The sequence below is a fragment of the Moorena sp. SIO3H5 genome (assembly GCF_010692395.1).
Lineage (GTDB): Bacteria > Cyanobacteriota > Cyanobacteriia > Cyanobacteriales > Coleofasciculaceae > Moorena.
Map to the genome: position 1 here is coordinate 1 of NZ_JAAHHS010000184.1, position 14,331 is coordinate 14,331.

Annotated in this window: 4 protein-coding genes; all 4 read right to left on the minus strand. The window is 44.6% G+C overall.

The window, feature by feature from the left end; all coding sequences use genetic code 11:
- Positions 1-3,373, minus strand: a 3,373-nt coding sequence (locus tag F6K52_RS19635; protein ID WP_293081251.1) for a DUF6603 domain-containing protein, incomplete at its 3' end; no start/stop codon positions are given.
- A gap of 63 nt (positions 3,374-3,436) precedes the next feature.
- On the minus strand, positions 3,437-5,350 hold the full coding sequence (locus F6K52_RS19640; protein WP_293081254.1) for a hypothetical protein: 1,914 nt from the start codon (positions 5,348-5,350) through the stop codon (positions 3,437-3,439).
- A gap of 183 nt (positions 5,351-5,533) precedes the next feature.
- Positions 5,534-8,932 (minus strand): LamG-like jellyroll fold domain-containing protein, encoded by a 3,399-nt coding sequence (locus tag F6K52_RS19645; RefSeq protein ID WP_293081257.1) that lies wholly within the window; start codon positions 8,930-8,932, stop codon positions 5,534-5,536.
- 234 nt (positions 8,933-9,166) lie between these two features.
- A complete protein-coding gene (locus F6K52_RS19650; RefSeq protein ID WP_293081260.1) occupies positions 9,167-13,798 on the minus strand; it encodes a hypothetical protein in 4,632 nt (1,543 codons plus the stop codon).
- Positions 13,799-14,331: the final 533 nt, after the last annotated feature.

Consider the following 14,331-nt stretch of genomic DNA (forward strand, 5'->3'; position numbering starts at 1 on the left):
TCTCTCCCAGGGTGGTGACAAAATCACCTTCATGCTCACCGCTAAACCAACTGTAAAAGGCAAAACCACCCCTGAGGGTACACTTTTTAGAAAGAATGTAGGACTGATCGGTGAGCTGGGCTTCAATGCCAAGAAAGCCTTCACTGGGAACAAAGCTAGCCTTAATGGCCATCTGCACTTCAGCCAGGGGTTCTTTTTCCTCGCCGGGAGGAGACACCAGGGTGGATAAGCCCAGCAGATCTAGCTCAAACCGATTGCCAAAGGAGGCCGACAGCAGGGCAAAGGAATCGACCAGCTTGTAAGAGTTAAACTTAACCCCAATAGCAAGGAACAAATCCCCGATCGAAGGATAAATATAGGTGTTTAGGGCTTCCAGTTCTTGACCGAGATCGACAGAACTAAGATTGCCACCACCATTGATAGCTTCTTTAATCAAGGGGAAGTTAGCCACCTGGTCGATACTGGGTGGCGTTAGTCGTCGATTGTAGCCAAACCCGGCAGAGAGACCTTCGACAAAGAAAAACGAGGGGCCACCGAGGGGATAATCTAAAATGGCATAAATAAACAGGGATGGGTGACCATGGACATAGGCATAGGAGCCCAATGCACCAATTGATAAATTCAGGGACTCTAAATCGAGGGTGGCTAAACCGCTATATTCATCATCGGTTTCCTCGGTTTCCTCATCGGTGGCGATAGAGTGCAAAAAGGCACCGCTGACTTCTAGATCTGAAGCGTCATACTCCAGACTGAGACCCTGTAAATCAAACTTTGGCGTGAACTTTGTCAAGGGTGAACCCAGGGATAGCCCATCGAGGGAGAGAGAAAATGCGGCAAAGGTCAGACCTGCATCAAAGCGGAACCAAATTTCATTGTTGTCACTGTCGTAATCGACACCGATGCGGCCAAAGTGAATGGGACCGTAAGTCTTTTGAATGGAATACCAGTGGGTACCATTGCTACTAGAACTATCATTAATCTTTACTGGCTGCAGTGACTCGTCAGTTTCACTATCAGTTTCACTATCAGTTTCACTATCAGTTTCACTATCAGTTTCACTATCAGTATTGGTCGTTAGTGGCAGGGCCAGGTTGACTGTCTCTGAGCCGAATTGGATACTGGTAGCCAAATGAATGCCCGCTTTGACATCATTGCTGGTATCCAGGGTGGCCGTTGTGGAGGGGAGTAAACCGTTGATCTGCTCCAGCTCATCAGTGTAAAAGGTGTCCGAAACTACCAGTATCTGATACGACAAGACAATGGTGTCGTCACTTTTTAACAGGTCTCCTACCAGGGGCAGCTCGCAAAGATTTAAACCCTCGTCTATGTCGGCCAGAAAGAGATTTTTGCTGTTAGTTGCATCGTGGACAAAGGTGGCGTCATGTAATGTAAAGCTGAGCACATCTGGAATACTGACGCTGCTAAAGAAATCTGCTAACAAGTCAGCCAGGGAGATGTCAGTACCAGTGGAGTCAGAGTAGTCAGCGACGAGGAGGTTACTAGTACCCGATTCATCAAAGACCACGTCAAAGGTGAGGTCACCGATATCCAGCTCGGCAGAGAAGCTTTTTTCAAAGCTATCGTCCTGTTGCTGTTCAATATCGATATGGGTGTAGAGGGTTGCTGTGTGGCTGTCGCTAAAGGTGAAGTCTAGTTCACCGGAAAAGCGGAAGTTTTTGGTATTGGTTTCAAAGGCGATATCGACATTCTTCAACAGCAGACCGTCGATGACTGCTGGAAGCGTGGTATCGGTGCTAAATAAGCTTGCTAGATCGTTTAGTAATCCTGTGTTTGTGCTGGAATCATAAATGGAAATATCCGTATCTGGGGTGGTACTACCTGAGAAATACCATTGGTTGTCGTTGTATAGAGCCGAGAGGCTAAACGACAGATCGTCTGACAGGGCTAACCGGGCAGTGGCTTTAGCGGTTAAGCCCTCTTGGTACTGTAGATAGATGTTGACACTGTAAATGTCTAAAGACAGTAAATCCCATCCACCATTTAGGGCTATTGACAGTTCATAACTCTGTTCGCTAGGGTAGGCAACAAAGGAAAACGCATCGACCGTGGTGGCAGCAACCTGCTCGTGGGAATCTGTTGGCAGAAATTCGTTGAGTAGGCTGACTGTATCGGGTAGGGTAGTATCGATATCTTCGTTGTCGGATATGGCTAAACCACCGGAAAGATAAAAGTCGGGGTATTGTGCATAGACGTCGAACTCTACACCTGCGATACTGAGGGTGCCCCGTAGCCGAGAGCTGACGGAGCGATCGCTTGACATCGGGTCTGTGACATCGATATCAATAGCAACGCTTTCCAGGGTAAAAATATCGGCTATAACGTTCCACTGACTGGTAGACGCAAAGCGTAAAGATACCTGTTCTAAGTTTTGAGTTAGCTTGCCAATGGCAAAGTTAACATTGCTTAGGGTGATGCCAGCAGGTAAAAACGAATCGGTTGAGGCGTAGGATGTCAGGTCTACACCGACCCAACGTACAAATCCAGAAAGAGCCGCATTGACAGCGTCGGCTGTCTCTGCTGTGAACCCTAGGATAGGTGGAATAAATTGATTGCCCAGTTGGGTGTAAATTGGCAGCGCAACGGTATTACCATCTTCATCAGTGTAGAAAACCTCGGAGGTGATTTTGGTATAGGCATAAACAGCTGTTGTTTGGGTTCCTTCGTCATCGATGGAATCATAGGTGGTGACGTCTGACAAATAATCCAACGATAAGCCTAAGGTGAGGCTGATACTATCGCTAAAGGTATAGGTGGGAGAATAATTGCTAAAGTTGAGGGCTAATACGGGCAGTGACTGAGAAAACTGAATGGGTCCCTCTAACACGGGTGATTCAGCGGCAGTGAGTAACCAGCTAAGTTGAGCCCACACCTCGTCACTGTTAATGGGTAGGGCACTGAGCACACCATAAAAGTACAATCCGGCTGGGGTGCTATCGCTGTCGCCAGTAAAAATATCATCGCAGGAGGAAAAAATGAACTTAGCGCTATCCCAACTGAAGGTAGCAATATCACTATCAGCCAAGTCAGGAAAATTATCAGAAAATGTCCAACCGGATGCAAGGTTTTCGGGAATAGCTGTCAGTTTAAGTTGTACGTTGTTTTCAATAATTTCAAATTGGATCGTTGCAGAGTGGGTTTGACTCCAGAGTGAGATATCACCTGTAAACGCAACTAAGTCGTCCGTACTGGTTATGTTGTTGCAGTTAGTCAGGGTCAAGGTACCGTCAAAAAACTGAGTGATTAACCAGCTAATTTGTTTTGATGTTAATGTTGTTGCTGCTTCGTCAGAGGTCAGAGAGTAAGTACCTTCCTCATTGGGCTGAATCTGGGTTCTTAATTCATTGATATCCATAATAATCTATTTGAGTAACAGTAGGGTTATTGAGAATACTTTTCTGATACATTTCAATGAGGCTTACTCAGATGAGCCATCAGACTCATTACTAATTTTAATATCGGTAACTAACGGCAGGTGATCACTGATGAGGTCTCTACAAAATCGATAAGCACCATACAAGGTATCTATTTCTTTATGTGGGAAGCCTTGGAGATTCTCTATGCCGATAGCCCGAATTAGCGCTTCTGCTGCCTCTACAAGATCTTGGAGGCGATATTCATTTTTGTCACTATTGTAAATATCCGCAATAAGGTCAATCACCCAAGCATAACCACCAATACCTTCTTTATCAGCTAAGGTATTGGTTTTAGAAATAAGGATATTATCTATGTTAGATTGACGAAAAGCTCTAGAATTATAGGCTTTTTTTTTGTCGAATTCGGGTAATAAATTGGTATCCTCCACGGGGTTATTGACACGCATGGAACGCTCATTATCTAAAACTATATCATCCTGGATATAGTCGTAAACAGATTTATTGTTAATCAAATTATATCTGTCGTCGTTGTACTCATTTATTTCAGGGAATGGTAAGTTAAAATCACCACTAATCAAGGATGAACAGGACAAGCGTTTTTTGAGAGGGTACTGTGCAGAGGTTTGGTCATTATAGAACTTCAGGCTGTAAAAATTGCAATAATCGCTAACACTGTAATAACTGTTGGTCAGTGTTGGTAGAGTATTAGTGGTTGGTAGAGTATCGATAGTTGGTGGGTAAGCTAGAAGATTGTAAGCCAATAAGGATAATGAGGTAGAATTGTTACGAGTAACGCTGTCCCAATTAAGCCCATTCTTAATAATTGGAAATATGTTGTTACTGATAGATTCATTGTCTTGTGTCACTACTCCATGTGAAGCGACAGCAATAATTTCCTGCATCAGGTAAATACGTGTAACACAATAGCAAGTAACAGCATTCTTAAACCGTGTCTGTTTTGAAGAATCGAGGGGGCGGTTAAAGCTCAATCCATAAGCACTAAGAAAAGACCCCATTATATACTTACCCTTTGTGCTGTAGGAATCTCTGCTTCTTAGTACTTTAGAAACCTTGATGACGAGAGTATCATAGTTTTCACTTTCAAGATACGGATAATAAAGCTTTCCTTGTAATATAAATTCATAAATATATTCAGTTAATTTTTTAATCGCTTCAGTAATTTTTTTCGAGTAAATAGCCTCATTATTTAATGCTTTGGTAGTTGCAATAAGTCTCTCTTCCACACGTTCAAGGATTGCATCTTTAGATGCCAAAAGTGCAGCATGAGAGTTGCTCTTAAATAATTGCTCTGTTTCCTGTGCATTGGCGCATAAGTAAAGTCCGTAGGCTTGATTATGAAGTCTTAAATTATAACGTGGGGCATGGTAAGCAATACAGCTAAACTTTTGACCGTCTATTTCAAAACCCATGTAACATGCACGGCGAGCATAAGTTGAATAATCGGGTATTTGGGCATTCTCAACGGTCGCATCGGTCATATCATTGACCCAGCGAGTCTCTTTGTCGGGATATTCAACCAGATAACCCTTGCTAGATATAACATTAGGTCCATAAATATTGTAGCCATTTATATCGCTTGAGGGAGTAACTTTATCGGTATTGTAAAGGAAGATAATTGCCTCATCACCTTTCGTGTCGCAAGGAATATCCTGTAAATCCCATGTCCCATCAATACTGCGACAAACTGTTATCAAATAGTTTTTGATAGTTTGCAAGTGACTAACAGGAACCTCAATAATCGAGAGAATATCAATTTCATACTGTAATATAACTTGGGCAATAAAATTGAAGAATGGAGTGCTCAGGTCTTTATTCTGAAAAGAATATATATATTCTTCACTTCCATCTTTTTTCAGTAACTTAATTTCTTTGCATTCTATAGCAGTCTTTATGCATTTCTTTTCAATATTCCAGGTGGCGTATCTAATAGACATAGTTCTTCAAATTTGTAAAGGACGTTAAGGGAGTTATCACACTGGTGTAACGAGTTATATGCAGAAACACCAGTGTGTAACAATTTTATTCGGACGATTCTTGGCTCAATCAATGAGCACTTTATTTCAACTTGTCGGTATTGACTTAAGGCGGAACCCCCTGATTGGGCAGCAATCCAGAATCTAGGAGTCAGAATTCACTAAAGACACCTCCAATCGCTGCATAACCTGCTGTAAATTGCCGGTCATTTTTTCTATCGTTTCCTGTTGTGATTGGATTATTTGATGTTGTTTATCTAAGCCCTGTGTCAATTCTTGAATTTGCAGATCTTTCTTCTGGTTCTCTTCCGTTAACCCTTCAATTCTCTTATAGAGTTCTTGAGTGGCACTGACATTCAGCATAGAGATCGCTTCATAGTCTACTGTATGGAAGTCATCGACTTCTCGTCCATAGATAAACACCTCCTCTACAGTAGTAATATCCACACGAAAACTGTTTTCTTTAACTTCCAGTATTGGAAAAAATTCTGCTTTATCTTTACCATACTCTTGATAAAGAATTTGGACTTTATCACCTACTTCTAGACCGTGGTTTTCCAATATAATTTCTCCACGATCATCGGAAGTAGCATGTCGCATTATATCCGGAACGACTTCTGCTTTTTTGATGTTAACTGCTTGCGGATAAACTTCTGCAATTTGCTGTCCTAATACCTTTTTTTGAGGCTTAATTCCATGAACAACAGGGTCAATATAGGAATAATCCGTAATTTTAATCTTAAGGAGTTTTTCCAAATCTTCCCCAGAATTACTCTGCACCTTATCTTTTTTGATCCTTTCGTCGGAATACACATTTAGTTCGCTACAGGCGATTCGTTCAGATGCATAAATGGAATAACCCACGTGACCGGTACCATTGTAATTACCCGTCCTTGGAACCGTAATCTTGTCCTGTCCAATGGTTTTGACGAAATGCCCCCCTTGTGTATTAGGAGGATCAAAAGAGCTACTTACATATACATTAGTTACTACTTCTGTTGTGTTTTTATTTAGCCAATTATATTCGCCAAGGGATTTGTTCCCTTGTCCATTTACTTCCAGTTTTGCCTGAGGATTAGTGGTGCCGATGCCAACGTTACCACCAGCCTGTATAAACAGCCTTCCATCAGCTACATTTGTTTCTACAAAGTTTAGTCCTGGATTTTCTCCTCTTATATTTTGGTTGATGTGCCACTTTGTTGTTCCTTCTGGATCTTCAAAGCTAATTAATTCTTCCCAGGTTCCTTGCCCCCGAATTGCCAGAGGATTTCTCGGTGTTGTCGTTCCGATACCAACGTTGGCAACAGTGAGATCTCCAGTAATCTGACTGTCCCCATCGACATACAACTTAGTAGAAGCCGTTAAGCTACTGTCGTAGGTACCACCAATTTGGGTAGCACTTCCAAAATAGTTGCTCCGCGATGAACCACTGAACCAAGCTGCATTCCATCCACTACCCGTCCAGCCATCGTGTTCAACAAACAAACGTACTGCTTGGCCTGAACTTCTGACCTGAAATATTGGTTCTTGGGACTGCGGATTACTAGCGACGCGGTAGCATAAACCAGTATTTGTCGCTGTCCCTTCAGTGGTATTGTTTCCAGAGCGATAATCTATCGAACTCGCTGCTTCAGTATACAGCTCCCTTTCACCAGATAGGATACTGTTGGTGGAAATACTGCCTGCAGAAAGACTGCCCCCGGTCGAAATACTACCTGCAGAAAGACTACCATCGGTCGAAATACTACCTGCAGAAAGACTACCATCGGTGGAAATACTGCCTGCAGAAAAAGAACCGGCTACTTCTAATTTTGCACTGGGTTGTGCAACCCCAATACCAACATTTTCATCGTAGAAAACTAACGGCTGTTTTTGAATGACCGCCACCAACTTACCATCCCAATAACCCGGAATATTTTGATAGTTGATGTATACATGGGTAGGCCCTGTGGGGTGACTGGTAACAATATTGCCAATGTCAATTTCCAATTTATCACCAACAGCTAATACCTGATCAGAACTGGGACGCAAAATCCATTCCGGCACCTCACCATCGACAACTTCTACGGTCCAATTGTCTGGTGGTGTAATCTCAATGGCTCCAACCAGGCTTGAAGACCCTAAAGCCCAGACATTTTCCGCACTATTATTTTCAGTATCCGTGTCGAAATTAATAATAATTTTCGATGTATCAGCATCATCGTCCTTAAGTAAAAAGTTGACATCGTTTCCCTGGGTGCTGCTGGTATTGGTATTTGTGTTAGTAAGGCGTAATACCAGCTGTGGCACCGTCGCATCTGCTGGTTCTGACCCATCATTCAACACTGTATTTGGTCCAACAAACCCAACATGTAACGGAATATCGTCCTCTCCCCGATGGTTAATAACGCTCAGATGATTCACCCGGTTGAGCTGAAGAACCGTATCTGGATCGGTAGAATAGGTAATATTATCAGTGACCAGCTCCACTTGGGTACCGCGTGCCCCCTGACTGCCGCTTGCTCCAACATTTTTCAACTCAATACTGAGGGTTTCTCCTGGAGCCAGGGTGGAGGTGGACTCATTAGTACTGAGCAGATAGACCACATCTCTTTGATTTTCATCACTCTCAAGGAGCAACTGCCAGTTGGCCCCACTGGTTTGAGATAGAGCAATGGAACTGTCTCCACTCAGACTTTCTTCTGCTAATGTTTGGGGACGAAACTTGAGGGCAAAGTGATAGTTGCTGCTGCTGACAGAATCACTGCCTTGCCAGGTTATTGTTTCAGTAGCATGGTTGTAAATCTCTAGGATAAAAACTTGATCAGCGGGCTCATCTTCTATATAAAGCGTATTTGCCTCATCCTTATCAAACAGACTAAAATCGATGGGATAAGTACTGTTAAACGTATAACTAGGATTGTCCTGGTACATATCACGTTTAATATCAGCGACACTCAGCACACCGTAATAAATCCGTAACATGGCCATTTTGCCATCGAAAAATGTGGGTCCCGTAGTCCACTGCCCAACCCGTAGCGCACTGGTACCTGTAAACTCATCTTTGTCTGTACCCTGGGCTATCATCGCCCCATTGAGATATATTGTCTGGGTTTTCGCCTCGGCATCGTAAACCCAGGCCAGGTGATACCAGGTTCCTGGAATCAGGGTTGTATCACTGGCGGTGGTTTCGATACCCGTAAACCCCATATGCGGACTACCGTTGCGAATGGTTAATTGCAACACATTACCACTGGTCGAATCCAAGCTGCCAAGAACAGTCAGGTCACCCGAACTCGTGATATCGCTAATGCTATCGGCAATGTAGACCCAGGCTTCAACGCTAAAACTGTTACTGGTTAAATTTAGCGTTGAAGCATCCGGTAGGCTAATAAAGTCGTCAGTACCATCAAAACTGGCTACAGTAAAAAATTGCGAATCGTCTACTAGGGTGGGGGCTGTGTCGCTGTCAGTGGTTACGCTGTAGTCATTACCGGAAGAATCGATCAACTGACCGTTCTCATCTTGATAATCCAGGTTTAGTTTGACAATTAATTCACTCATGGGAAATACCTACTAAATGTTGAATAATGGATGGACTGTGTTATAGCGCTACGCCCAAGGCAATAGGCAAGAGGCAAGAGGCAAGAGGCAAAGGTGCGCTTTCCAATGGGCGAGTAAATCGCCCTTGGGTCGCACCTAAAAGTTGACTACAACAGCTTTTGAGCTTGTATCAATGTCAAACACGAAGAATGCGTAGTGCTATATGTAGAGCAGTTCAATAAATCTGTTGGACTACTAACTGTTGCTGAGTTTTAGCCAGCCTTCACGAATGATGGCATTCGCCTTGAAATTTGCCTGGGTTTGTACAGGATTAATATGACCCTGTTCCAAAATTGCTTTAATGGCATCGATGTCTTTTAATAAATCACTGCTTAAAGTGTCACTGGTGCGCTGATCCTGTGGAACCACAGCAGCCGTATCGGCACGAATTTCACGAATCCATCCGTAATCCTTGAGGGCTTGCCAAATATCGGCTCCATTGGAAAACGCATCGGTAAAGCTGGCCTTGGCCACCAAGCCATCGGTTTTAATCTCTTTCCAAAGAAAGTTAGATTTTTCTAACCAAGACCACTGATAGCCAGGCTCATTGGCCAGGGGCAGTTCCAGAGCTTTGGCTGGACTCAAGAGAGGGGCTGTCAAAAAGCTGACTTCAATAGTTTTGAGAGCAGGGGTGTATTGGTCTGGTGGAATATCGATCACGTTGCGCGGCACAATAGCCGTGGTGACATGCACTTTAGCCTTAGGATCCATCAACAGAGTGACGGATTGGGTATTGTCGTTGAGGGACAATGTCAGGTTAAGGGGATCATCGTCATAGTATTTAATGGCTTCAGTGGTTTTGTTAGAAAGTGTGCCGCTGGCCAGGGTGGTGTAAAAACTATCCCCTAGCTCCGCCCCATCAGTTTCGAGCCAATAGCCCAAAACACCATCCCCTAGCTGTTCTCGTTCACCAATGCGAACAGGAATTATGACATCGTCCCAGTTATTATTGTCACGAGTTTGGTTGTCTGCACTCGTTGGACGATTGGATAATGGGTTCGGCAGGACTTTACGGAAACTGTGCCAGCTTTGATCTATGGAGGGATCACCCTGGGTTTCCAGGCTAACCACAGCCCGGACTACGGCAATGGGTTTACCCATCAGCAGCGCCAGGTCCTGGTGTTGACCATAGTTTTCTGGATCAATGGTTTCTATAGAAGCATTGATGGCACTGATAAAATCCTTGGTAAAGTCTGTTTTTTCACTCTGGGTTGTACTATCATCTGTGGAAACAATGCACAACTTAGTGAGTACCTGCTGCAGATAGCTGTTTTCGATGTCCTCAATCCTGACGACAACATCGTTACCCGGTGCAGACTGCCAGATGGCGCTGCTGCTGATCTCACCCAATACATAGCCGTTGTGGTCATACACCATGATGCTGTCATCAATATGGTTTGGCAACAGCCAACCGCAGATGGGACTGGTGGCAGGGTGGGTGTTCATTTCAACTTCCCCATTGCTAGCGGACAGCCAGCTAACATTGAGGCGGGTGGGTTGGACAAATCGAGTGGGTAAATACATGCGATCGCGTCCATCCACAGCCACAAACTGCCCTGTTGGCGTCAGCTTTTCTGGGGTTAAAAACTCTTCTACATTGATATCCGACTTAACCTGCCCAAAGGAATCAATCACCCGTAATTCCAATAAACTCATACTGCCACAGCGAATGGGTGAAAAATTAGAGAGGGCTACAGGTGCAATTCTCGACTCTTGGCCAACGTAATTCTTAACCTGTTCGCTAAAGCTTTGATAGTCAGAGAACCCTAACGGATCGGCAATGGGTAACTGCATGACCTGTTTGTGTTGCAGCAATGCTGCATTAAACCCACCTAAGGATTGGGAAATAAAATTGTCATCAACTAAATGCTCATAGGCTAGCAAGGCAATGTATTTGGGATCGTTCTGGCGGTAGCTTTGGGAATCTTTTATGATTACAGTTTTTGTGCCGTCGAACACGGGGCGAGACTCATACCAGTCCCTAAATTCTTCAATATTCGTGCTGAACTCATCAATGATCTTCTTCTGATCAGGCCACTGATCGGTAGTCTGATCAGGCCACTGATCAGACCACCAGGCTTTAAATTGTTCATCATAGAGTGTCTTCTGTTCATCACTGATATCAGTAGTGACTTGATAACAGTCACTAGGCTGTAACCCATTGAGCAGGGACTTGATTTCGTCTTTGAGCTTAATTTGTGCATAGGGGGTCAAAATGCTGCGACCAGAATAGATTGCCCTAACCGGAGGCACCAATGTAGTTGCACTGGTGACGGGGGTAAAATCCACCTCGCTTTCATCCAAACTAAAGTTGTCTGTGATGTAGTTGGGATCAAACGAGTGCTGGTCTGGATCCCGCAGATTGTTACCCTCGCTTACAGGGAAAAACTCAGCCTTCCACTCCATCATGATCGGATGCCAGGGTTGGGTTGCCCACTCACTAAACCCAATCTTTTCCTCACCGTTTTGTGGCCCCAACAATTCCACAGCGTTTTCCCGTAGCTGATCAAGCTTATTGAGTGGTTCTTCGAGTATTGTGCTTTCGCACTCAAGTAAATCATCGTCGTTTAAGCGACCATCAAATCCATACCGCTCGCTAGCTTCTATGGCCCCGCCCTGGAGCAGCACAACCGGTTCCTTCGGACTGTAATAGGGTTCTGTGGGGCGCTGTTGCAAAACATAGGTGTGCAGCCCCAGCATATTCATATCCGTCAAGACTTCATCCCTGGTCAGGGTATCGGAAAATAGACGGAAACCCGCCAGTTTACCACTGAGAAAGCTGGAACTGTCATCTGCGGCCATCAATACCATGTCTGCCACCGAAAAACTCTTGCTGGCCTGCAGGTGCAAATGAACCCATTGGTCTTTGGGAATCATGTGCCAGCTCTTGGCCACATAGGGGTCGAGCAACTCACCATTCACATAGATGGAAGACCAAAATGCGCCCACATAGGTGGAAGCAATGACCGCGTCTGATTCTGCGGGAATGTATAGCAGACAGGCTGCACTATCTGATTGCACACTGTCGATATACACCCACAGGGACAGGGCCTGAGCAGTGGTGGTGGTGTCGGAGGCAAATGCTGTTAGGTAGGCGCTGCTATTATCGCTGCTGTTGTTAAATGCCAGACAGTGATCACTAAACGGAGTATTCTCCACCCACACACTGTTGGTCAGGGACAGGTTCTCATTCACAGTATTGTCAGAGGAGTCAAACAGCTGCGACAATACAGTGCTATCGATAGTGCCCTGATTAAATACTTCCAACGCTGCTGCCAGGACAGTGTAGGCAGAGTCGTCATCTCCCGTTAATTGGCCATAAAGTTGAGACAATTCCTCTAGATCGCTGTCTAGATTCGTTATTCCTTGAGCTTGCAGGTAAAATCGAAGACTATCGACCTCTGGGTAGTTACTTAGACTATCTTCAGGGGGATAGGCCGCCTGCATATATTTATACCAGTCGGAAAAGAGTTGCTGGCGTGCCTGGGTAATCTCATTGCTTTTCTGGTCATAGGCCGATTGCAATTGATTCAGATTACTTAAGAGAGTAGCCAAATCAGTGGGTAAGGTGACTTCAGGCTGACTTTGCTGGGTAGCTGAGGCACTGGTAGTGGTGCTGGTACTGCTGTCTTTGGTGGTGATTGCCCATTCGCTTCCCCCTTGCAGTGTAGAAAATCCATTGCGGTGGAATGCCTCGCGAAATTTAGGACCAATATCGACAGACTTATTGGCAATTTTCTTTAGTAACTGAATGGCTTCTAACTGTTCTTCGACTGTATTTTTGTCATAGCTTTCACCGTTGGTGGCCCCCTCCTCAACAATACGATTGGCTAAATAAGTCGATAATGCCTCTAAGCCAGTATTGGCAAGACTGACACTGACATCACCGTTTTTTGTGGTGTTGTCGATCTCCTCTGCCGGATTGAATTCAATTTTGCCATAGCAAAAGAGCACTGCGGAAAGCGTATTGAGACTGTCGATATCTATTTGCCATTGCTCAGCATCGGTTTGCCATTGGAACTCATCTTCGATCGCTTGCTGAATTGCTTGCTGAATCGCTTGCTGAATGTCATCTGTACTCCAATTTTCAGCGTTACCCGTATCTAAAGTGCTCTGTAATTCGGCTTGTAAATCGGCATCAGCCATCAGTTGGTACAGGGGATCGCTGCTTGAGTCAGTGTACCAGCCCAACACATCGTAGACGGCACCAGCAATATCTTCGGCACTGCTGAAGTTGCTGTCATAGGCACCAAATACTGAGTGACAATTCGGATAAAACGCGGCAAATGTCGGCTCACCATAGCCAACTGCAGTCAGCGATGATAAGCGCTCAGCACTAGCATCTTCTTGCCAACTGCTAAAAGGCAATTGCCTGCCTAGATAACGAAACGGCTGCACAGCAGAGGTCTGTTGTGAAATGTCGATGGGATAGGTAACCGCACCGTAAACATTATCTTCCCCTTCGGGGTGTAAATAATCGCTTTCTATAATCCACTGTTTGGTCTGTCCGTTGAGGGTGCGAGTGACCAGCCAACGGTTAGGAACTGCAACCTGTTTTATGGTGTCCGTATCTGGATTATGCACACCTTTGGTTAACCCATCTGGTAGAGCCCAATGCAGGTGGACGCCTTTCTTTAAGGTGAGGTTTTGATTCTCAAACTCTTTACTGAGAATCGATTCACTAAGATTTGCTGTATCAGGGTTGACATCCTTAGTACCATCAAAAAAAGGTAATTTACTAAAATCACTTGTTGCTTCGACAACCTGCTTATTGGTGCTGAGGAGCAAAGCATCCAGGTGAAGGGGAACGATTAGTATATTAGTCATGACTCACTTTTAGAACTGATTTGTAAATAAAACCTTAAGAAGCTAATCGGCGAGTCATTAAACCAATGAGCGAGCCATTTGTCATCGCTTCGCGCTTTGGTCGTATACAACTCATAATCCTTATCTAAGCTAAAGGCTACTCAGACCTTCATTGAGCCTTTAGATTCTGTTCTTGATGCAGTCGCTCATGGGGGGAACCCCCGCGTGAAGGCGCTGCATCGCTTTAAAAAGCTCTTAAAGATAGGGGAGTAGTCCTGCTCCCGTAATGACAGATGGGGGCCCAAACGCCCACGATACTATTAGCGAAATAATTACAATTCTTGATGCAGTCGCTCATGGGGGGAACCACGGCAGTTGCTCATGGTTAGAAGTTACCGTAAGACAGTTGAGCCTTGTCTTGATGCAGTCGCTCATGGGGGAGACCCCCAAGACCGCGCTGCATCGCTAATCAATAAGTTTTACCCCTTTTTTGCATAGCCTACCAACCATAAAGGCTCAACGTAATCAGAGATCGGAAGAGCGGCGGGTAGGGG